The following is a 20585-nucleotide window of genomic DNA, read 5'->3' on the forward strand; positions in this document are numbered from 1 at the left end:
CCTAGTTGCGTGTTTAAAAGTGAGACAAGCGAAAAAATTGCTGCGTTGCAGTGGAATTAGGCATTTCGCAGCGTGTCATTTAGGCAGCTTCAGTAGAGCTATTTATAACACGACGATCAGCTTGCTTATGTATACAGATCCATTCCAATTTAACGACTTTCGTCATCAGGATGTTTCGCAGCAACTTGTCGGTAACCATTAAGATTTTCGAAGAATTGAATACACGCAAAGTTGTGCAATCCGGGTGTGGCTTTTCCCACCTGTGCATCGCAAAAAAATTGCGCAGGCCTCCTGCAAAAAAATTATAACGCCATCGTATTCGCACCCGGAAATTTGGTCGACGATATGCCAGGAAACCGACCATTTTTCAGCGTGAACTAGCCGCTCTTTGAGCCCCAGTAAACTGCCTGAAAGGACTTCTGGATGGACCGCTTCAAGGCCTTGATGATTTCGAAAAAAGACGAGGGTGGCCAATCAGTTGACTGGGTGGAACTCGGCACTGAAGACCTGATGGAAGGCGATGTGCTGGTTCGCGTCAGCCACTCGACAATCAACTACAAGGACGGCCTCGCTTTGGAGGCGCGCGCGCCCATCGTGCGCCGCTGGCCATTGATTCCCGGAATCGACTTTTCAGGCACCGTAGCCGAATCGAATCACCCTGATTTCAAACCCGGTGATGCTGTGATCCTAAACGGCTGGGGTGTCGGCGAAACGCATCACGGTGGCTACGCCCAATACGCACGCGTAAACGGCGATTGGCTGATCCACCGACCCGCAGCCTTCACTGCCGCTGAGGCTATGGCAATTGGTACAGCTGGCTACACGGCAATGCTGTGCGTTCTAGCACTCGAAGCCCATGGCGTCGTCCCCGCATCCGGCCCGGTCCTGGTCACGGGCGCCGCAGGTGGCGTCGGATCTATTGCCGTCTCAGTGCTCGCCAGGTTGGGCTACCACGTCATCGCATCCACCGGCCGGACCAGCGAGACGGAATTTCTAAGGGGACTTGGCGCCGCTGAAATAATGGATCGTAGCGAGCTGTCCGGAAAAGCTCGGCCACTTGGGAAAGAACGCTGGGCCGGTGCCGTTGACGTTGCCGGCAGCACCACACTTGCCAATGCTATCGCCATGACGAGCTACGGCGGAACCGTTGCTGCATGTGGACTCGCACAAGGCATGGATCTTCCGGCAAGCGTAGCGCCGTTCATTCTACGCGGCATTACGCTATGCGGAATCGATAGCGTTATGGCGCCCAAAGCCAAACGTGTGGAAGCGTGGGATCGTCTCGCCCGAGACCTGGACCGCAGCAAGCTTAGCGAACTCACCGTGACGCATCCCTTAGCTGACGTCATTGGGTTAGCACCGAAAATCCTGGCCGGCGAAGTTCGCGGGCGCGTCGTTCTCGAGATCGAGTAGAGCAAACTCAGATAAGGCGCTTACGCAGCAGGATCTCGGAATGAGGCTCTTCAATAAGCCCCGGGATTTCTGCTGCCTCTTTGAAACCCTGTCGCCCGTAAAATGATCTCGCCGGCGTATTGAACTCGGACACGGTGATCCAAAGGTTGCGATCACCGAAGCCGCGCGCATGCGTTTCCCACCAAGACAGGACAGCGGCCCCAACACCGCGTCCCTGAAAGGCCGGGAGAATGCCAAGGAAATGCAGGTAGGAGCCACGCAGCCACTGTCCTCGGATCACAGCGACACCAGCAGGAGCTTCGGCAACCCTAATCAGTATGCGCGCCGCACCGACCTCGGAAGTCGCCAGGAACTTAGCGAGATCCTGATGCGAAAACCCATACTCGGCCCACGGCGTCATTGCTGAAAATTGCGCTCCGAAATAATCGGCACAATCCGATGAAAGAGCCTCAAGCCTTACTGCTTCTTGACGTCCGCACCGCGCAACGACCGAACCAATTTCATAGGGCAGGTCCGAATAGCGCGCCGTCATCTGTCCGCCGCTCCAGCTCCCGCTGCTGGACGCGCTGTGGCAGTCGTAGCGCGCTTCTGAAACGGCAGTCGATCATAACGATCCGTGTCCCCCGGACGTGAATCATAACAGGTCGGCACGATTTCCGGCGTGCCGGCAGCCAAGAGCTCACTCACCGTCACAAACTTATAGCCTTGCGCCCGAAGCTTCGGGATGAGTTGCGACAATGCCGCCGCCGTATGATGGCCACGCCCGTTGGCATGCCCGATGATGATGGAACCAGGCTTCACTTTTCTCATCACGGTGTTGACGATCGCCTTGGCGCTCGTATTGGGATCGGGGTCGCCCGTAGAGATGTCCCATTGAATAGCAAGAAGCCCCGCCGCGTTTACGGCATTCAGGGATTGAGCGTTGCACGCGCCGAACGGAAAGCGAAAAAGGCCCATCCGCGGCGGAACGGTCGACAATCCACCCGGCACATTCCCAACGCACTGCTCTTTCGCGAAGCCCTCCCTGGCTGCCTCATAAGCCCGCTGCGGACCTTCAATCTCAGCCCCAAGAGCACGCGGTGACAAGAGTCTGAGATTGCGGTGGGCTTCGCCGTGATTGCCTATCTCAAACAATGGATCGGCCATGAGCTGCTGGATCCGCAGTTCATGCGATCGCATCCACTTGCCGCCCGTAAACAGGGTCGCTTTGATCTGGTTCTCACGAAGGTAATCGATAATGGGACCATCGTAGCCGGCAATCTCTCCGGTCTGCTCACATAGATCGAGCGTGAGGGCGATCAGCTTGGCACCATTCCTCACATTTACCCGACGAATGGCCCCGGATAATCCAGCCGGGATTGGCGAATGAGCCGCCAAGGTACGCGCCGCTGTCGTCGCGTCGAAGGTCCTGACGCCCTTAACCGGCTTGATTTCACCGCGCTGTCCTTTGAGCGCACTAGGTGAAAAACACGCTGACAGAAGCCGGCTATCCCCAAACGAAGGCATGTGAATATCATCGCCCGACTGCGCGCGGACACCCGACTGCGTGACCATACCCAAGGTTAAGGCAGCAGCAGCGATAATAGCAGGGATACGCCCCCTTCCGCACAGCGAGGCGAAAAAAGGTCGTTTGAGACGTAAAACGCATTTCGGTATCAGCAACTCAGTTCTCGCCTGCCCACCGCATTTGGCTAATGCTTTAGCCTTAGACTGCGTTAAACCCTAGTGACAAAATGTAGACCGCACTGCGCCGAACCGCCTCACAACCCCTACAATAAGGGGCTTTCAGCACTCACTCTGGCAATCATCTCACCGATCTCTACATTGACTTGAATACATCGGATCGTTACGGCTCGGTCCTACAGCCCGAGACGAAACCCTGACCAGCACACCCGTCGAGGTCGCTATGGCGTCACCAAATCCACAAGCCCGTTCTGACACGCTGCAGACACACGACCCTATTTGGTCGCAAATCCGTAGCGAGGCCGAGGAACTCATGGGGAGCGAGCCAGCCCTTGGCAGCTTTGTGTTCGCAACCGTCCTGAGTCAAAGTTCGCTTGAAGATTCTGTCGTGCACCGGCTTGCACAGCGCCTGGATCACTCCGACGTAGATGGGGGCCTTATCAGCCATATCTTCCGGGGCGTTTTGACCAAAAAGCCGGAACTTGGCATCGCCTTCCGCGCAGATCTCGCTGCAGTCTATGATCGTGATCCTGCCTGCCAGCGCTATATCGAGCCGCTCCTCTACTTTAAGGGCTTTCACGCCATCACGACGTACCGGTTCGCCCACGAGCTATGGGCCGCAGGACGTCGCGACTTTGCACTCTACTTACAAAGCCAGTCATCGAAGCTTTTCGGCGTGGATATCCACCCCGCCGCGCGTTTTGGCCAAGGCATCATGCTTGATCACGCGACGGGCTTCGTGGTTGGTGAAACCGCCGTGGTTGGGGACAATTGCTCGTTCTTGCACGGCGTGACCCTTGGCGGCAGCGGCAAGGTGGGCGGGGATCGCCATCCCAAGATCGGCTGCAACGTCCTGATCGGCGCCGGTGCCAAAATTCTCGGAAACATCCGTGTCGGCAATTGCTCGCGCGTGGCCGCCGGCAGTGTCGTGCTGCGGGATGTCCCCGACGAAACCACAGTGGCCGGTGTTCCAGCGAAAGTCGTTGGTCCGGCAGGATGCTCTGAGCCTGCGCGTTCGATGAACCAGGATCTGCCTGGAGAATAATCGCGCAACATCGAGTGCCGGACTTTCGTCCGGCAAAACGACCTATAAGAACTGGAGACGTAAACGGTGACGAAAACCGAGATCGAGCGCCTGCAAGGCTATTTGCGAAAGACGTTCGGCGCCCCGAGCCTTGAAGTTCGGCCGCAGCCTAAAAAGAACGATATGGCCGAGGTGTTCATCGCCAATGAATTTGTCGCCACGCTCTACAAAATCGTGGAAGACGGCGAGACCGAATATCAGTTCCAAATGGCCATCCTAGAGATGGATCTCGAGGACGCGTGAATTACGCACCAAGCTTGAGCATTTAAACAAAGCGATAGCCCGCACAGCCGCCGCTCACGGCTTAATGTGCCGGTTCGACATTAACGACGATCTCATGGCCCTATTTGAACTTGATCATCAGGTGCGCACGCCTGCCAGCGGAGCATACTGGGTAGCTCCGAACGCCGTTGTGGTTGGCAATGTCGAAATCGGCGACGAAGCGAGCGTTTGGTTCGGTACCGTCATCCGGGGAGACAACGAGCCAATCCGTATCGGCGACCGTTCGAACATCCAGGATGGGTGCGTGCTGCACACCGATCCTGGATTTCCCATGACAATCGCATCCGACTGCACCATCGGACACATGGTTATGCTGCATGGGTGCACAATCGGCACCCGCAGCTTGATCGGCATCGGCTCGATCTTGCTCAATGGCTGTATTATCGGCGAAGGCAGTCTTATCGGTGCCAACACCCTCATTCCAGAAGGCAAAGTGATCCCGCCAAGATCTCTCGTGATGGGATCTCCCGGACGCGTTGTGCGGGAACTAAGCGAAGAAGACGTCGCGAAGTTCTCCCTCGCAGCCGAACGTTATGTGGAAAACTGGAAGCGCTTTTCGGATCGCATGAAGCCCCAAGCGGAAAGCTAAAAAGCTTTCCCGCCGGAGCAAATGATTTTGCGCTCAGTCACGGTCGGAACCGGAGTTACCCGACATCACCAACGGCTGATCCACCAGCATCTCCTCCAGTGACACCCAGACACGCGGGTTCACGTAAGACTGCCGCATAACGTACTGGTAGGGCGTCGAACTCCAGACGCGAACTTCAGACACCTTATTGTCGAGGATGTAGTCGCCCTGAGATGTCCGCGCGGTCAACACAGCGTGGCCATCACCATACTCGTCCCGAACAACCGTGATCAGAAGTGCGCTCGGCGGCCAGCCACGCTCGATCAAAATCTGCCGCTTCAGAAGCACATAATCTTCGCAGTCGCCGTACTTGTCAGGCAGGGTCCAATATTCCGTAACCCCGTAGATCTCCTGATCCGTCAGCGGCTGAATACGATCATTCACATACCTGTTGACCTCATCAAGCTCGATGAGACGCTCTGGCGTTGCGGTAAGCCGCGTCTCGGCAATCCCGTGAGGTGCGCAATACTTCGGATTGGACTCGCAGAACCGTACGAAACCGTAGGGTGGCTGAGCGGGACCGAAGATTTTCATGAAGGCGGGAGCGCGGTGCCCATAATAAGACGCGCTGGGCTTATGATGAGAGCCCGTAACCTGCTGACCCTGCGCTGGGCCACCAACGGCAGCGCACAGAACGGCCAACGTCAAAACGGTACCGACGCGCGTCATACTCGATTACCCCCGCATACTCGTTTCATACTGACATACGCACTTGTCAGCGCAACCCTCACCAAGGCAACTGGCTGTTAATACCGGCTTGTGTGCTTGCCTCGTCACGCCGTTGCCAATCCCATTCTCAACAGTTTGGACATCATCAGGTTCCGCCCTACTGCGCTCCAAATTCAATGCCGATGCCCGTTCGGTGATGACGACGAACGGTGGCGCTTTGTCTGCCGACAGTCACAATTGACCCCAGCGGCGGACGCCACGTCGTGGCAAGCAAAGCCCCTGACACGGACATATCGATCAGCTCACATTCGACTTCGCGACCATCTTCCAGACGAAGCAACGCCGTGTTTCCAGACCGTCGGACACGCTCTTCCTTGCGCGCCTCGAAGTCCTCCAGTTCACTGCGGTTGATGAGCCACGTCAGCTTTGCGACAAGACGTTCGCGCTTATGGGCAGACAGGCTGCTTCGCAGGGCAAAGCCTCCCGCAAATGCGCGCACGACAACGCCCTCAAGAGCTCCGAGATGTTCGAAATAAACAACGATGCGCTCATTATTCTCCACGGCGGCGGCGCTCTTCACTGAAGCCCCGCCCACAGAGATATCCACAAGCTGGCAATCATGCTCGGTCTTGTCGGCACGCATAAAGCGCCCAGGCAACGACAGCATCACACGACGATACCTACGCCGCGTAGTTTCGCTGCCTGATCCGGGTTCACCCGCGAGGTGCCGCAGCACCAATTGTGCCGTAGTCGCTGACATATGCGCACCTTCTCACCGCCTGCCCGCACGCGCTGGCAGACGCCGCGTTTCGTACTGAGACACCAAGTGCTCAGAACATCGCTGAGGATTATGCGGTAGAGGCCGTTAACGTTAGGCTAACGTCCCGTCCAAATATGAAACAGTCAGGAGGTGGCAGAATCACGGCATGCGAACGTCGTTAAGTTTCAGTTCCCCGTGTCAAGAGCCCGCCATCATAAACGCGGAATTGGCGTCGGTCCTGCCGAACGATCCGAGCATTGCGCACATGAGAAAAAAACGGAGGTGGATCTTCTGCGGGCGGAGAAAACTCCGGTAGTTTTAATGAAACCGGCTGTTCAGGGCTAATAATTCGAACATCAATCAGACGTTGACGAACCAACGGCTCTTGTCCAAGCCAGGCTGGAGGGTTGATGCAACTTCCGGCTCCAAGCAACCTATCGATCGAACCCTGAGTATGAACCAAGGGCATCACAACAAACTCAAAGCTCGCCTTTCGTCCGCGGCTACAGAGGGCCTCCGTAGCGATAACCGCAACTGAACCGGAGCGCATGACCTCTGAGAGTTTACTCATCACGGTCCCGCGTTCGAGCCCTATCCAGTGATGAAAGAAATTTGCTCCGCGGAATTCCTTGCCGAACTGCTCCGTAAGTCGCGTGCCCGCCAGCCTGTAGCGCAAGTTGCCTTCATCCACAGCTTCCAGAATAAATGTCTCTGGCAGCAAATGTGATATGCGCGAAGGCTCGATCTCAAATCGCCGGGGGGCGATACGATCTCCCCTTACCTCGTTCCAATACCGATACAAATTACGGCTAGTCGAATGTCGCATTGCTCTCGCGGGCCCCGAACGATGGGTCGACCGCCAAACGCGGACAGACCAGTCAAAGCTATTTCAATCACTGTCCAGAAACGGGACGATTTACCGCCCATAACCGGGTATAGCCTTGATTGAGCACCTTCCATGCCAGCCGCCGCACTACAGCGAAAAGAGGCCCGCACCCCGAACAACACTTGTCTAATCTTGCCTAATAAGGAACGAGGACCAGATAGGGTCCGACGCGCCGCGTTCAACTCCGGTACAACTAAGGGGATTAGCTTGTCCAAGGCGCGGGCTGGCTGTAACGCTTCAAAGCTCGCGACACGTAAAACGGCCCCCGCGAAAGGAACTTTAAGTGCGATATCACCAGCCAATCTTCAACGTCCCAAACTCAGTGCTGGCGCTCATCGCGATTTTCATTGCGGTCCATATCGTACGGCAGATGTTGCCTGTGGATCAGGAAGAATGGCTGACCGTCGCCATGGCCTTCGTTCCTGCGCGCTACTCAGGCTACGCCGCAGAGTTGCCGGGTGGGGAAATCGCTTCCATCACGTCGTTCCTTACGCACATGCTTGTCCATGGCGATGTCACCCATCTGATGTTTAACTCGGCGTGGTTTCTGGCTTTTGGAGGCGCAATCGCTCTGCGTATCGGCGGACCCCGCTTTCTTGCCTTCACAGCTTTTACGGGCGTCATCGGTGCATTAACGTTTTTAGCGTTCCACTTTGGTGAACTGGTTCCCGTCGTCGGAGCCTCCGGAGCCGTCTCGGGAATGATGGGGGGCGTCATGCGCTTCCTGTTTTCCGCGATCGACCGGCACAATTTCGCAGCTCTGCGCGAGGCTCCCCACAGCGTCCCGCTAATGAGCTTGAACCAAGCCCTAACGGACAAACGCGTTATTGCCGTCACCGCAATCTGGCTTCTGCTTAACGCTCTCAGCGTCCTTGGTATACCTGGCGTCGACAGCGGCGGTGGCATCGCCTGGGAAGCGCACGTGGGTGGCTACGCGGCGGGCTTCTTGTGCTTTGGCTTCTTCGACAACCGCGCGCCTACGAGTAGGCCCCGCCCCTATCTCGTCAACTGACGCTTGCGACTTTTGTCGTATCGTCGCACCATGCACCTCCGGAGGGAACCAGGGCGTTCCGTTAACTGACGGAACGCACCGACCGGGTTTGCAGTCTTGCCATATGCAACAAATTACAAAAGGCAAGGGCGGCGACCCATTGAATTGGAGGTGCCTGTAAATGAACGTAGCCGCAGTTTTAAAGGCCAAAGGCCGTGCTGTAGCAGTGGCCGGAGCAGACACAACACTGCTGGAGATTGCCTCTCAACTCGCTGCTAAGCGAATTGGTGCTCTCGTCATCGTCAATGACGACAACACTGTAATCGGAATCATTTCCGAACGCGACATCGTTCGAGCCATAGCCGCGTCAGGCGAAGGAGTACTTCGCGCGCCGGTTTCCACTGTTATGACCAAGAGCGTCGTAACTTGCGAAGAGAGCGTTACCCTCGACGAATTAATGGGCATGATGACCAAGGGTCGTTTCCGTCACGCTCCAGTCGTCATGAATGGAGAACTCGTCGGAGTCGTGTCCATTGGCGACGTCGTAAAACACCATCTCGCCGAGGTAGAAATGCAAGTGTCAGCAATGCAGGGATATCTGGCCACCGGCTGAAATGCTTCGGATTAATTATTCTGGCCGGTGGCGTAAGGCACCGGCCAGATCTACGACAGGTCCGATGTTATGCGACCCCAGCCTTGAGGCGACCGAGCTGACGTCGCACAGAAATTTCCTGACGTATTGTTTCCAACTCGCGTTCCGCCGCGAGCCGTCCGAGATCAATAAGTTCGGAGGCGCGGTGAAAATCAAACAGATTGAAGCCATACAAACGCGGGCTGATCATCGCATCCGGCGGATCGCCAGCCAGCCGGGAGCGCGCAATGCGATCCTGAACGATGTTGAAAGCATCGACCATAACCGTAGAAATCCCCGGAACGCTTTTGTCGCCTTTTCCGAAGATCTGCCGCTGCAGCAGCCTGCGCGCACCAAAGCCATTGGAAAAACTGCGCGGGGCGATATCCGCGAGAGGCTCCGCCTCTTCGTCCTCGACCACCTCAGAAAGATCAAACTGAGCGGCGGTCGTCCCACGGCTCGACAGGTCGAAATTCAGATTAACGGCGATGACATAGCGCGCGCCCAGCGCCCGGCAAACAGAAACCGGAACAGGATTGACTAACGCACCATCAAACAGCCAACGCCCATTGAGTTTGACCGGCTTAAGAACGCCTGGAAGTGCATAAGAGGCCCGAACCGCATCTCCAAGTTCTCCACGAGACAGCCAAATTTCATGACCCGTCCCGATCTCCGTGGCAACTGCTGTAAATTTACAATCGAGGTCTTCGATACGCACATCGCCGAAAACCTTTTTCAATCGCGAATTGAGCCGTGTTCCAGAGATGAGACCCGTACCCGCCAGATTGAAATCAAGGAAATTCCAAACACCCCGAACGGTCAGCCCTCGGGCCATGTCCTCGAGATCGTCAAGGTGGCCCGCCGCATAGCAGCCCCCGACAACAGCTCCGATAGAAGTGCCTGCGATGATGTCAGGTTCGATACCGGCAGCGCTGAGAGCTCGGATCACGCCAATATGCGACCAGCCGCGTGCGGCACCGCCGCCAAGGGCCAAACCGATCTTGCCGTACTCCATAAAACGTCTCCAGAGCCTACAGCTACCGTGTTCGTCTCCCGTTCTGCTGCTTTGGGCACGACAAACCGTCTGAGTACCGAGTTGATGCAAGCAAAACGGAGGTACTAATCGAGATTAAGCACAATACCGCAATAAGATTAACGCAGCGCTAGTCCGCATCAACCATAGCCCCTAAACGCACCCTCTCAAGATTTTGCCTTCCACACAGATCATTTTCCTTCAGGTTTGCTATAAATTGTCTCAGGATCGAACAATCGGGTGTCATCGCTCGGAACGAGTTTAACGCCGGACTCAGACTCGAAAACGACGCGCCGGTAAAAACAGGTCCGTCGCCCCGTGTGGCAAGCCGCCCCATGCCCTTCGATCCGCACCTGCATCCAGATAACGTCTTGGTCGCAATCCGTTCGCATCTCAATAATTTGAAGCCGGTTGCCGCTATCTTCGCCTTTTTTCCAGAGGCGTCCTCGGGATCGGCTCCAGAAATGTGCTATTCCCGTCTCGAGGGACAGCTGCAGAGCTTCCGCGTTCATGAAGGCAAACATTAGAACCTGCCCAGTGTCCGCGTCTGTGACGATGGCCGGGATGACGCCGGCGCCGTCAAAACGCGGCTGAAATGCCAGCCCCTCCTCCAAGTCGCTTTTGTCCTCGCCAGGACCCATTAGAGACATAACCGCTTCCCTCCGCCTTGACCGGCACTACATACAGGAGGAACCCGCAAATTGACCCGCCAAGAGTCAACCTGCACCATCTCCTATATAGTGATTGAATTGGGCGGGAGGACTAATCCTCCGCCATCGGCGTAGCCGAAGGGACTTCTATGGCCGACCTCGATGAAATTTACCACACGCGGATCCTCGAACTCGCCGCAGCAATACCGCGCACCGAACGCCTCGCGGATCCTGACGCACGGGCATCCGCGCACTCAAAGCTGTGCGGCTCCACGATCGATGTCGACGTGAAGTTATCCGATGGCCGTGTCGTCGACTTCGGGCAAACGGTGAAAGCCTGTCTTCTGGGACAAGCCGCCGCCTCCGTCGTTGGACGAGAAATTATCGGCACCCCAATCGAGGAGTTTACGGACATCGCGGACACCATGCGCCGCATGCTCAAGGAGGACGGCCCTCCTCCCCAGGGGCGCTGGGCCGACCTTGCTGTTCTGGAACCGGTGCGTGACTACAAAGCGCGGCACGCGTCAACACTGCTTGTCTTCGATGCCTTACGCAAAGCCATCAATGAAGCCGAAGGCGAACATGGAAAGTCTGGTGAGCAGCCGACAACGGCAGCCACAACGGAGACCTAATCCGATTGAACACTTGTAAGCAGCACGATCACAGCCCTAACACCCCTACCGACAGAAGGTCAGGTTGGGCAGGCCTGCTGCTGAAAGCGCCGATCCACGCCTACCGCTATACCTTCAAAGCGTTCTTCGGCTGGCATTGTCGACATTTGCCGACATGCTCCGAATACGCACTAGAAGCAATCGATCGTAATGGCGCTTGGCGCGGCTTTTGGCTGACTCTATCTCGCCTGGCCCGCTGCCGGCCGGGCGGATCTGCCGGCTACGATCCGGTGCCGGACATTTCCACCGAACGCCATCCATTTGCGCCATGGAGATACGGCCGCTGGACGGGCGCTCATATGGAGGAGCAGTGGACCAGCCCAACGGAGTCGCTATCCCGGCCACACCGGAACGACTAGTTGGTTGCCTCCAGCGTGGCCAACCGTTCTCTCGCGGCGACAACCCCATTTTCAGAGGCCTGCGCATACCAGAAGCGCGCACGCGCTGCATCACCCGTCAGACCGACTGCGCCGCGAGCAGCAAGCTGAAGCGGATCAAACGTTTCGCCTAAGGCATACGCGCCCTCCGCGACACCGCTCTCCGCAGCCATTTCAAACAAGAGCCGTGCACCGCTGATGTCTCCAGCTTGCAAAAGGCCACGGCCCCTTGCCAGCAATGCCTGTGCGCGCTGAGGATCAAGACTGCGGGTCACCTCAGTCGGTTTGACCTTGAGAATAAAGCGCGGCGAACCGATCGGCTGGGCCGACATGTCGAAAAGTTCGGCTGTTACAGTGACATCGCCAGCCCCGCCCGGCGGCACGATAATGCGAGCACCATCCAGGCTATCCGGTGAAAGAACCCAGCTGTTATCTCCGCTCGGCATAGCGCCTGCCACATTGTAGTCCGGGGGCAAGCCACGCAGCACAATCGCCGCGACTTCGCCAGTACCATGAGCCGGACTAAGTTCAATCGGCAGACGCACTTCATCACCAGCATCAGCGGCGATCGCAGTCTCATCCCGCTGCGCTAAGACGGTCATCTCAGAGTTAGCGTTCTCCGCACGAGGCTCCGCTGACATATTCGCCGCATTTGCGCCGACCAAGCTGAACGCCGCAATGGTAAAGCGACCGACACCCTCAACGACAGGATCTTGGACGGACGCCGCCTTCATTGGTGGCGCTTCACTTGCTGCTGGATTTGACATTATGGAAGACAACTCAATCCCAGCTTGTTCGAGCCCACTAATCAGTGTCGGCTCGTACACAAACGTAGCCCCCGCACACACGACAACAATAGCCAAACCGGCGGCAATAAGCGGCCAACGTCGCGACCGAACAACCTGATCCGTTACAGCTTCGACAACGACCAATTCCCCTTTACTAGGCTCGCGCTCGGAGTTGATGTCGTTCACCGCGGATGATGATGAAACGTCGATGGAACTCATTTCATGCCAGGGAGCGACACCAACGAACTCGCCAACGAGTTCGCCGTCCTCAATATCCGAAGTCTCTCGTTCCTCATCATTGCGCGAGGCCTGCGCAGCAACCTTCATACGAGCCTCACGCAATACCTGCATGGGATCGGAACGGATACACTCATCGCCGAGCGGGTCCACGGCGTCGAGCCGGCGTAAGAGCGCCTTGATCGAGCTGTCTTGTGATGTCCCTGACGAATAACTCATGTACTTCCCCAGTCTTTGGTAATTGCACCTCGAACCAAGCTCGAGCGCATTGCGGACAACCCGGTTAGCGCAACCGCTTCTCCGCCTCTCCCCCACTCGACCTGCTCGTCAGCTCAGATTGGCGCGACGAAGATTGCGTCGCTGAAGCTTTCGAGCGGGCACCGGTGAGTACTCGCTCAAGCCAAGCCTTAGCGGGCCCGAACTGAACGATGCCCGGCACAGGCGCCGGTAGATTCATTTCATGCCACTTCGCATGCCGCGCGGGCTCACGCAGCCCTTTCAAATTACCGAACAGGTCTTCAACAAACCGGGCCGACAACTGATAGCGCTCGTGCTTGGCGGGCCAATTCACGACGGTCAAAACAGCACCAACCGCGACCGTATCTATGCTTTGTCCCTCCCCTATCAGATCGGGATAATCCGCATGTGTCAGCTTGGCGGGAAGGTAATCAGCCTCCAATGACGGCGGATATGCAATGGGCAGAAGGCGAAGGCCCTCAATCCGCTCCATCACAAGCGCATCTGGAGTAGGTTTGCCTCCGAGAAAAACATGCGCTGAGATTTCACCGCGCTGGAGCCGTTCCATTGCGTCGGCATGGCTCAAATTGACTTCGCGCACTTCAATGCCGAGCGCCGCAAAAACGCGCCGCGCTGAAAATTGCGTCCCACTGCCGTGTTCGCCGAAGTTGACAGCACGACCGGTAAGTTCACCCAGATCGCCGATGTCACCGCGCGCTACGACATGAAGCTCCTCATTGCACAGCTTGGCGATGTAGGCGATCTGCTCGCTCTTGATGTCACCGCCCAGCTCTCCACGGGACAAAGCCGCCAGGACGTCTGATTGGGTAATCGCAAGATCGATACCCTTCAGGTACAGCAAATCGGAGATGTTCTGTGGTCCGCCCTTCCCGACAATCGGGAGCACGCGGACATCGTCCGCACCACCGAGAACGATGGAGGCATCCTGCGCCATCTGCAGAGCGGTGCTACCAGAGCTGCCAGCAAGGAGAGTCAGAGATTGTCTATTTCTCAAATCGTCAGTCGACGCGACGCGACTGACAAAAGCCTGTGCATCGACGTTGCCACCGCTCTTCCCGGCAGCTGGAGACCTCGCTGGCTGAGCCGAAGCAGTTAGGGATACTGCGAACGAGAAAACAACAGCAGCAAAAATCCGTGCGGACACACCAAATCCAGCAGCCGTGGTGAGATACCCACCACCCATACCAATGGAATTGAAGCCCATCGTTTACGCGCGCCCCTGTACGCAAACACTACTCAAGCAGGCTCCCCAACCTGCCAAAACTCGTGTGGCCCCGACAACCACAGTCAGCAAACGGCAAAAACCTTTTGCCTTTCCGTGCCCTAGGTGGTGCCAGCCTGGGGGCGGTTTTTCGACGCGGAGAAGGAGAATGTGTGGCAGGAGCTGGGCGATCTCGTGATCGCTTCAGAGGTACGGTCCCACGCCGCGGCGCCTCGGCGCACGTTGATCTCGTAGCTTTGATCTCCCTGCGTTCCCATATGAGACTACCGGGCCAAAGAACCAACAAACTGCCGCGCAGGCCTTGACATGGCGCACGCCTACCGCGCAGATGCCAGCCTCCCGCAGCAGTTTGAATGCGGCTCGCGACGCGACAACGTCCAACCCATCTTACCTGCTTGGTATGCAGCGATTGAGAGAAGGGGCCCAGCTAATGGCCGATATTACTCTTACGTTCCCCGATGGTGCCGCACGTTCCTACCCAAAGGGCATCACAGGCGCTCAACTCGCCGAAGCCATTTCCAAATCACTCGCAAAAAAGGCCGTCGCCATTGTTCGCGATGGTGAACTGAGTGATTTGTCAGATCCCATTAATGAAGACACTCAGGTGCGCATCGTCACACGCACGGATCCTGAGGCGCTGGAACTTATCCGGCACGATGCCGCGCACGTCATGGCGGAAGCTGTGCAGGAACTCTATCCGGGCACTCAGGTAACGATTGGTCCGGTGATCGCCAACGGCTTCTATTACGACTTCGCCAAGAACGAACCGTTCCATCCTGAAGATCTGGCTGCAATCGAAGCAAAAATGCACGAGATCATCGCGCGCAATGCTCCCTTCACAAAGGAGATTTGGAGCCGCGACAAGGCCAAGTCGTACTTTGACGGCAAGGGCGAAAGCTACAAGGTTGAGTTGGTCGACGCCATTCCCGAGGGGCAGGATCTTAAGATCTACCGCCAAGGCGACTGGCTCGATTTGTGCCGCGGGCCGCACATGGCTTCAACCGGACAAATCGGCAAGTCCTTCAAGCTGATGAAGATCGCTGGGGCCTATTGGCGCGGCGATTCCAACAATCCCATGCTGCAACGTATCTACGGAACGGCTTGGGCGAGCGATAAGGAACTTGCAGACTACCTGACGATGCTAGAGGAGGCCGAAAAGCGCGACCACCGCCGCCTCGGCCGCGAGATGGACCTGTTCCATTTCCAGGAAGAGGCACCGGGCTCTGTATTCTGGCACGCTAAAGGATGGACGCTGTTCCAGACCCTGATCTCTTACATGCGCCGCCGCCAGGCAGATGCCGGCTATGTCGAGGTGAATTCGCCCGACATGATGGAAAAGCACTTCTGGGAGCTATCGGGCCACTGGGAAAACTACGGTGAGAACATGTTCACCACGACGTTGCCCGATGAGCGCGTCTTCTGCTGTAAGCCGATGAACTGTCCTGGCCATGTGCAGATCTTCAAGCATGGCCTGAAAAGCTATCGCGACTTACCCGTGAAGATTGCTGAGTTCGGCAAAGTCCATCGTTATGAACCATCCGGAGCCTTGCACGGGCTCATGCGTGTGCGTCACTTCACGCAAGACGACGCGCATATCTTCATCAGCGAGGATCAGCTCGAAGACGAATGCCTGAAGATCAACGAGCTGATGTTGTCGATCTATGAAGACTTCGGCTTCCAAGAAATCGTCGTGAAGCTTTCGACGCGACCCGAAAAGCGTGTTGGCGATGACGCCTTGTGGGACCGCGCCGAAGCAGTGATGTCCAAGGTTCTGGAACGTATTGAACGCGAAGGCGCCGGACGCATTAAAACCAGCATCAATCCTGGGGAAGGTGCCTTCTACGGTCCTAAGTTTGAGTACGTCCTGCGTGACGCCATCGGGCGTGATTGGCAGTGTGGAACAACGCAGGTCGACTTCAATCTGGCCAGTCGCCTGGGCGCATTCTATATCGACGCCAACAGCGAAAAAAAGACACCGGTGATGATCCATCGCGCCATGTTTGGCTCGCTGGAACGCTTCACGGGCATTCTGATCGAAAACTATGCCGGGCATTTCCCGCTGTGGCTCGCACCGGTTCAGGTCGTCGTTGCGACGATTGTGTCGGAGGCCGACGATTACGCACGCGAAGTCGTCGCAGAACTGCAGTCCGCAGGCCTGCGCGTTGAGATCGATACACGCAATGAGAAGATCAATCTGAAGGTCCGCGAACACTCACTGCAGAAAATTCCGGTAATCCTCGTCGTCGGCAAGCGGGAAGCCGAAGAAGCCAAGGTATCGATCCGCAGGTTAGGAAGTCAGGCACAGCAGGTTATGCCGCTGTCCGAAGCGATCGGTGTGCTCACACGTGAAGCTGTTGCGCCTGATCAACGCAGGGAACTAGCCCCGGTCAAAGAACCTGCGTAAGGGCACAACCTGGTAAAAAGAGGGCCCAGCGCGACGTCGTCGCACTGGGCCCAATCTTTTTTGGAAAGCACCAAAACTTAGTGGCGATGGCGCCGGTGGTGGTGGTGCTTGTGGTGGTGCCGGCGCTTGTGCCAACGGTGATGATGATGGCGGTGACGCTTCCACCGCGGCCGGCACCAGCTACGCGAACCACGATGATACGAACGGTGCCAGCCACGCCGGTCGAGCCTGCACGCACGGTGCCGGCCATGGACCTGGATCACGTTGCTGGTTTCCGTTTTGGCCGCCAAACCATTGGCACCCGAAAGCGGAGCAGCGCTGGCGCTACTGGTGGCAACAGCACCGAGTGCGAACAGGCCGATGGCCGCCGCGAGTAGTTTTTTCATGAGGTACTCTCTCCTTTGGCGTTTCCCGGCGTACGGGCAGAACGTCTGGACCCGGCGAAATCCGTCGCCGAGTTACAATTATTTGCCTGCGGCATGAAGAGCCGCCTACAGACAGGACTTATAATGAGCAATTAGCGCACAAATTTTGGGCTAATTCGGGCGTAAAATTGATTTATCTGTCCGCCCTTAGCCGCGACCTCGATAAGGAGCTACTCCTTGATCGGGAAGCCACACGTCCTCTGGACATTTGCCAACCTGCCAGAATACGTCGATGGGAATGCCCCCGCGCGGGTACCAATATCCCCCGATGCGCAGATAGTGGGGAGCGATCAGATCAGCGATACGCTTGCCGATCGTCACGGTGCAATCTTCGTGAAACGCTCCATGATTACGAAACGACGTCAGATACAGCTTGAGAGACTTTGATTCGACGAGCCAAGCATCAGGCACATAATCGATAACCAGATGCGCAAAGTCGGGTTGGCCAGTCACGGGACACACGGATGTAAATTCAGGCGCCGTAAACCGTGCAAGGTAATGGGTGTCCACATGTGGATTTTCTACACGCTCAAGGACAGCCTCTTCCGGAGCCTGAGGAATAGCTGCCGCATGGCCAAGTAGCGTTACGTCTGGTTTGCTGCCCATATTATTTACTCCGCCGCCAGTGGCATGCGTCGATCGGGTCCATCATAGACACAGCCTTCCTGGCAGGAATCACGTGCGACTTCGACACGCGCCAAACCTGGCACCCGATTGGCAAGTCGGTTCCAGAGCCAGATCGTGATGCGCTCAAGCGTCGGCGCTTCCAAGCCTTCGACATCATTCAAAAGCCGATGGTCTAGCGCTTCGCGCGCATCAGCGATCGCCCCCGAAAGCTCGTCGAAATGGAACACGAGGCCGCTATGCGCATCCGGCTCTCCTTCCACCCAGATACGCGCGCGAAATGAGTGCCCGTGCATGCGGGAATTTGGATGGCCAGGAGGAGCGCTGGGCAAGTAGTGCGCCGCCTCGAAATTGAAGTCCTTATATATTCGCATGAGCCGTCTCTAAGAGATTTTTTCAGCCATTACCAGCAATTGACCTACCAATCAGGCGATGCCGATCAGTTTGTGCGTCTGCAACGACAATCGCCATTCTGGATGTTTGCGACAGTAAGCCACCGCCGCGGCGGTATTGGCCGCAAGATCAGGGCCATCCATGGGCTGAACGTACCTATGCCCAAAGTCAAGGTATGCAAGATCCTCTGGATCGAGACCCGGCTGCGGATAGACCAATTTTAGCTCATGCCCATGAATTTGCTGCAGTTTTGCGCCGGATTTCGGACTTACACAGATCCAGTCAACGGTATCAGGAACTGGCAACGTCCCGTTGGTCTCAATTGCGACCTCAAAACACAGTCGATGCAACTCATCAATCAGCGCGGCATCAACCTGAAGCATCGGTTCACCGCCAGTCAGCACGACGAAACGCTCGTTCTCCCCGCCAGCCCAATTGGACAAGATCGCTGAGGCCAAATCCGGGGCAGTCCCGAACCGGCCGCCCCCCGTGCCATCCGTACCGACAAAGTCCGTATCGCAGAACTGACAGGTCGCTTCGCTCCGGTCGACTTCACGTCCCGACCAGAGGTTACAGCCGGCAAACCGACAAAACACGGCAGCCCGGCCAGCGTTGGCGCCCTCTCCCTGCAGCGTGAGAAATATTTCTTTGACGTGATACATGGCGCAAGCAGTTGCCAGCCGTGACGGCCATGTCAAGTGGGCCGAATGACTTGCACAAATCAGGGTTGAAAGAGCAGGTCGTCTCGAAGGCGCAGCAACTGCCCTTCTGGATCCGAAGCCGGCCACTCATGATGGCCTGCCCGCCCGTACCAATACTTTGCATTTTCCTTATCGCCTTCGAGGCGATGTAGAACGGCGTGGATGTAGCAGGCATTGGCATCTGTATCGTTCTTTTGAACGATGGCGTGAGCCTTGTCGTTTTCACCTGAAAGGATCAGGTCAATCGCACGGATTAGCTCTTTGCGGCTTGCCACTTTTCCCATCCTTTCTGCCGCAGCTGACAAGCCGGACAATGTCCGCAGCCATAGCCCCACTCATGCAGCCGGCCTCGTATTCCGAGGTAGCAGGTATGTGTCTCGTTGATAATCAGGTCGACCAACGGCGCGCCGCCAAGTTCTTCCGTCATGACCCAGGTCGCCGCCTTATCGATGAACATCAACGGCGTATCAATCTTAAAAGTTCGCCCCATACCGAGCGAAATCGCCTTCTCCAGCGCGTCGAGCGTCTCTGCACGGCAATCTGGATAGCCGGAATAGTCGGTCTCACACATGCCGCCAACGAGCACTTCAATGCCGCGCCGATAAGCAACGGCTGCTGCATACGTAAAGAAAAGTAAATTGCGTCCGGGAACAAACGTTGACGGCAATCCGGCCGCCGTCATTTCAATTTCGCGGTCACGCGTTAGAGCCGTATCGCTGATTTTGCCAAACTCAGGCAGTTCGAGGAAATGATCGTCTCCGAGCCGCTCGCCCCAACGCGAATTCAGCTCCGATATTCGCGCGCGCACCCTCAATCGCGCATCAAGCTCAAGCGCATGCCGTTGACCGTAAGCAAACCCGACCGTTTCAACGCGCTCAAAGCGGTCCAGCGCTGACGCTAAGCAAACGGTGGAATCCTGGCCACCCGAGAATAACACCAACGCACTATCGAGCATCGCCGCCCACCCTCAAACTCCTCATGTTCGGACTTTGGCCCAATGTAAGAAAAAAGGGCTGCCAATGGCAGCCCTTTAAGAGTTTGGGTCGGGGGACCCAAATATTTATCGTTACATCAGAACTTGATGCGTGCACCGCCGACAACGGTGTCGAACTTATCTTCGTTAGGATCGACAAGTCCAGCCGTGCCGCCGTCCAGCTCGTAGTGGCGATAGCTGATGTAAAGATCCATCGCCGCAGCGTCGATCTTCTGGACAGCGCCAAGGCCCCAGAAGGTCGCTGTACGATCAGAACGATCTTCCTGCTCACCGCCCATGGCGAACAGCGTCGTCTTACCGATCGTGAACCACTTACGCTCAAGACCACCGCTCAAGAACCAGAAGTGCTCTTCATCAGCGAAGTCATCGGCGTCACGCGTACCGGCCGAGGTCGTGACGAACAGACCCGTCGGCATGTGCATGATGGACAAACCACCGTTCAGGACTTCAATAGCCGGATCATCCGTAGGGCCAGCGCCATTGTTGCGATCCGTGTTCTCACCGTAGGCGATACCTGCAGCAATCTTGAAGCCACCGTGCTCACCGGCATAGCGCAGAGCGACGTCCCAAAGGTCGTCTTCACCCCAAGCAGCCGACACTACGAAACCGCCCATGGTTGGCGTATCGTAACGAACAACGTTAGCGCGGTTGAACTCGTAGTTGCCGAATGCCGGGCCGCCCATGTCGTTCTGCATGATGGCCGAGCCAGCCTGCGAGGACGACATACCGTCAGCAACGCTGGCGTTCGACAAGTCGATTTCCGCGATACCCGAGTTTGCCG

25 protein-coding genes are annotated in these 20585 nt (G+C 56.8%); 10 read left to right on the top strand and 15 right to left on the bottom strand.

Going from position 1 to position 20585, the window contains the following annotated elements; all coding sequences use genetic code 11:
* The first annotated feature begins 423 nt into the window (after positions 1 to 423).
* Positions 424 to 1413 carry an acrylyl-CoA reductase (NADPH) gene (gene acuI, locus BLS30_RS13335; RefSeq protein ID WP_090229323.1) on the top strand — a complete coding sequence of 330 codons (990 nt, stop codon included), beginning with the start codon at positions 424 to 426 and terminating at the stop codon, positions 1411 to 1413.
* 7 nt (positions 1414 to 1420) lie between these two features.
* Here the strand turns inward: acuI and BLS30_RS13340 are convergent, their stop codons facing one another.
* Together BLS30_RS13340 and BLS30_RS13345 are read right to left on the bottom strand one after the other, a co-directional pair.
* Complete coding sequence (locus BLS30_RS13340) at positions 1421 to 1945, bottom strand: GNAT family N-acetyltransferase (protein WP_090229325.1); 525 nt, start codon at positions 1943 to 1945, stop codon at positions 1421 to 1423.
* Positions 1942 to 2919, bottom strand: coding sequence for a polysaccharide deacetylase family protein (locus BLS30_RS13345; RefSeq protein ID WP_170832471.1), 978 nt, complete (start codon positions 2917 to 2919; stop codon positions 1942 to 1944). The genes BLS30_RS13340 and BLS30_RS13345 overlap by 4 nt, the downstream gene beginning before the upstream one ends.
* A 400-nt stretch (positions 2920 to 3319) precedes the next feature.
* On the opposite strand from BLS30_RS13345, the gene cysE reads away from it, so the two are divergent.
* The 3 genes from cysE to BLS30_RS13360 all read left to right on the top strand — a co-directional run bounded on the left by cysE (position 3320) and on the right by BLS30_RS13360 (position 5051).
* Complete coding sequence (gene cysE, locus BLS30_RS13350) at positions 3320 to 4141, top strand: serine O-acetyltransferase (protein ID WP_046478619.1); 822 nt, start codon at positions 3320 to 3322, stop codon at positions 4139 to 4141.
* Positions 4142 to 4207: 66 nt separating this feature from the next.
* Positions 4208 to 4423 carry a DUF3126 family protein gene (locus BLS30_RS13355; RefSeq protein WP_046478618.1) on the top strand — a complete coding sequence of 72 codons (216 nt, stop codon included), beginning with the start codon at positions 4208 to 4210 and terminating at the stop codon, positions 4421 to 4423.
* 94 nt (positions 4424 to 4517) lie between these two features.
* Entirely contained in the window at positions 4518 to 5051 is a 534-nt protein-coding gene (locus BLS30_RS13360; RefSeq protein ID WP_046480435.1) for a gamma carbonic anhydrase family protein, read from the top strand.
* 33 nt (positions 5052 to 5084) lie between these two features.
* On the opposite strand, the gene BLS30_RS13365 is transcribed toward BLS30_RS13360, so the two are convergent.
* The 3 genes from BLS30_RS13365 to BLS30_RS18515 all read right to left on the bottom strand — a co-directional run bounded on the left by BLS30_RS13365 (position 5085) and on the right by BLS30_RS18515 (position 7345).
* Positions 5085 to 5759: a transglutaminase-like cysteine peptidase gene (locus BLS30_RS13365; protein WP_090229331.1), complete on the bottom strand. Its 675-nt coding sequence runs from the start codon at positions 5757 to 5759 to the stop codon at positions 5085 to 5087.
* A gap of 157 nt (positions 5760 to 5916) precedes the next feature.
* A complete protein-coding gene (locus tag BLS30_RS13370) occupies positions 5917 to 6519 on the bottom strand; it encodes a PilZ domain-containing protein (RefSeq protein WP_090229333.1) in 603 nt (200 codons plus the stop codon).
* 178 nt (positions 6520 to 6697) lie between these two features.
* A complete protein-coding gene (locus tag BLS30_RS18515; RefSeq protein WP_090229337.1) occupies positions 6698 to 7345 on the bottom strand; it encodes a PAS domain-containing protein in 648 nt (215 codons plus the stop codon).
* A 343-nt stretch (positions 7346 to 7688) separates the two neighbouring features.
* Between BLS30_RS18515 and BLS30_RS13380 the strand changes: the two genes are divergently transcribed.
* Both BLS30_RS13380 and BLS30_RS13385 read left to right on the top strand, forming a co-directional pair.
* On the top strand, positions 7689 to 8417 hold the full coding sequence (locus BLS30_RS13380) for a rhomboid family intramembrane serine protease (protein ID WP_046478615.1): 729 nt from the start codon (positions 7689 to 7691) through the stop codon (positions 8415 to 8417).
* A 160-nt stretch (positions 8418 to 8577) separates the two neighbouring features.
* Entirely contained in the window at positions 8578 to 9009 is a 432-nt protein-coding gene (locus BLS30_RS13385; RefSeq protein WP_046478614.1) for a CBS domain-containing protein, read from the top strand.
* 67 nt (positions 9010 to 9076) lie between these two features.
* Here the strand turns inward: BLS30_RS13385 and BLS30_RS13390 are convergent, their stop codons facing one another.
* Both BLS30_RS13390 and hisI read right to left on the bottom strand, forming a co-directional pair.
* Positions 9077 to 10042: a patatin-like phospholipase family protein gene (locus BLS30_RS13390; protein WP_046478613.1), complete on the bottom strand. Its 966-nt coding sequence runs from the start codon at positions 10040 to 10042 to the stop codon at positions 9077 to 9079.
* Between the two features lie 209 nt (positions 10043 to 10251).
* Positions 10252 to 10710, bottom strand: a complete 459-nt coding sequence (gene hisI / locus BLS30_RS13395; protein WP_090229340.1) for a phosphoribosyl-AMP cyclohydrolase — start codon at positions 10708 to 10710, stop codon at positions 10252 to 10254.
* A gap of 149 nt (positions 10711 to 10859) precedes the next feature.
* Between hisI and BLS30_RS13400 the strand changes: the two genes are divergently transcribed.
* Together BLS30_RS13400 and yidD are read left to right on the top strand one after the other, a co-directional pair.
* Positions 10860 to 11342: an iron-sulfur cluster assembly scaffold protein gene (locus BLS30_RS13400; protein WP_090229343.1), complete on the top strand. Its 483-nt coding sequence runs from the start codon at positions 10860 to 10862 to the stop codon at positions 11340 to 11342.
* 5 nt (positions 11343 to 11347) lie between these two features.
* Positions 11348 to 11740, top strand: a complete 393-nt coding sequence (gene yidD, locus BLS30_RS13405) for a membrane protein insertion efficiency factor YidD (protein WP_076605331.1) — start codon at positions 11348 to 11350, stop codon at positions 11738 to 11740.
* On the opposite strand, the gene BLS30_RS13410 is transcribed toward yidD, so the two are convergent.
* Both BLS30_RS13410 and BLS30_RS13415 read right to left on the bottom strand, forming a co-directional pair.
* Complete coding sequence (locus BLS30_RS13410; protein ID WP_052743956.1) at positions 11737 to 13002, bottom strand: SEL1-like repeat protein; 1266 nt, start codon at positions 13000 to 13002, stop codon at positions 11737 to 11739. The two genes, yidD and BLS30_RS13410, sit on opposite strands and share 4 nt — an antisense overlap.
* A 64-nt stretch (positions 13003 to 13066) precedes the next feature.
* Positions 13067 to 14245, bottom strand: a complete 1179-nt coding sequence (locus BLS30_RS13415; protein ID WP_090229346.1) for a TAXI family TRAP transporter solute-binding subunit — start codon at positions 14243 to 14245, stop codon at positions 13067 to 13069.
* 448 nt (positions 14246 to 14693) lie between these two features.
* Between BLS30_RS13415 and thrS the strand changes: the two genes are divergently transcribed.
* Positions 14694 to 16667: a threonine--tRNA ligase gene (gene thrS, locus BLS30_RS13420; RefSeq protein ID WP_090229349.1), complete on the top strand. Its 1974-nt coding sequence runs from the start codon at positions 14694 to 14696 to the stop codon at positions 16665 to 16667.
* An 80-nt stretch (positions 16668 to 16747) separates the two neighbouring features.
* The gene (locus BLS30_RS18230) at positions 16748 to 17044 is read left to right on the top strand and encodes a hypothetical protein (protein WP_210184035.1); all 297 of its coding nucleotides are present in this window, start codon (positions 16748 to 16750) and stop codon (positions 17042 to 17044) included.
* Between the two features lie 195 nt (positions 17045 to 17239).
* On the opposite strand, the gene queF is transcribed toward BLS30_RS18230, so the two are convergent.
* From queF to BLS30_RS13455, 6 genes are all read right to left on the bottom strand, one after another.
* A complete protein-coding gene (gene queF, locus BLS30_RS13430) occupies positions 17240 to 17698 on the bottom strand; it encodes a preQ(1) synthase (protein WP_046478608.1) in 459 nt (152 codons plus the stop codon).
* A 5-nt stretch (positions 17699 to 17703) separates the two neighbouring features.
* Complete coding sequence (locus tag BLS30_RS13435; protein WP_046478607.1) at positions 17704 to 18090, bottom strand: 6-pyruvoyl trahydropterin synthase family protein; 387 nt, start codon at positions 18088 to 18090, stop codon at positions 17704 to 17706.
* Between the two features lie 51 nt (positions 18091 to 18141).
* Complete coding sequence (queE, locus tag BLS30_RS13440) at positions 18142 to 18771, bottom strand: 7-carboxy-7-deazaguanine synthase (RefSeq protein WP_090229351.1); 630 nt, start codon at positions 18769 to 18771, stop codon at positions 18142 to 18144.
* A gap of 59 nt (positions 18772 to 18830) precedes the next feature.
* On the bottom strand, positions 18831 to 19085 hold the full coding sequence (locus BLS30_RS13445) for a hypothetical protein (protein WP_052743958.1): 255 nt from the start codon (positions 19083 to 19085) through the stop codon (positions 18831 to 18833).
* Positions 19064 to 19765, bottom strand: coding sequence for a 7-cyano-7-deazaguanine synthase QueC (queC, locus tag BLS30_RS13450; RefSeq protein WP_090229354.1), 702 nt, complete (start codon positions 19763 to 19765; stop codon positions 19064 to 19066). Before queC ends, BLS30_RS13445 begins: the two co-directional genes overlap by 22 nt.
* Positions 19766 to 19881: 116 nt before the next feature.
* A partial coding sequence (locus BLS30_RS13455) for a porin (RefSeq protein WP_342027547.1) occupies positions 19882 to 20585 on the bottom strand: 704 nt, incomplete at its 5' end.

It is taken from the genome of Filomicrobium insigne (genome assembly GCF_900104305.1).
GTDB classification, from domain to species: Bacteria; Pseudomonadota; Alphaproteobacteria; order Rhizobiales; family Hyphomicrobiaceae; genus Filomicrobium; species Filomicrobium insigne.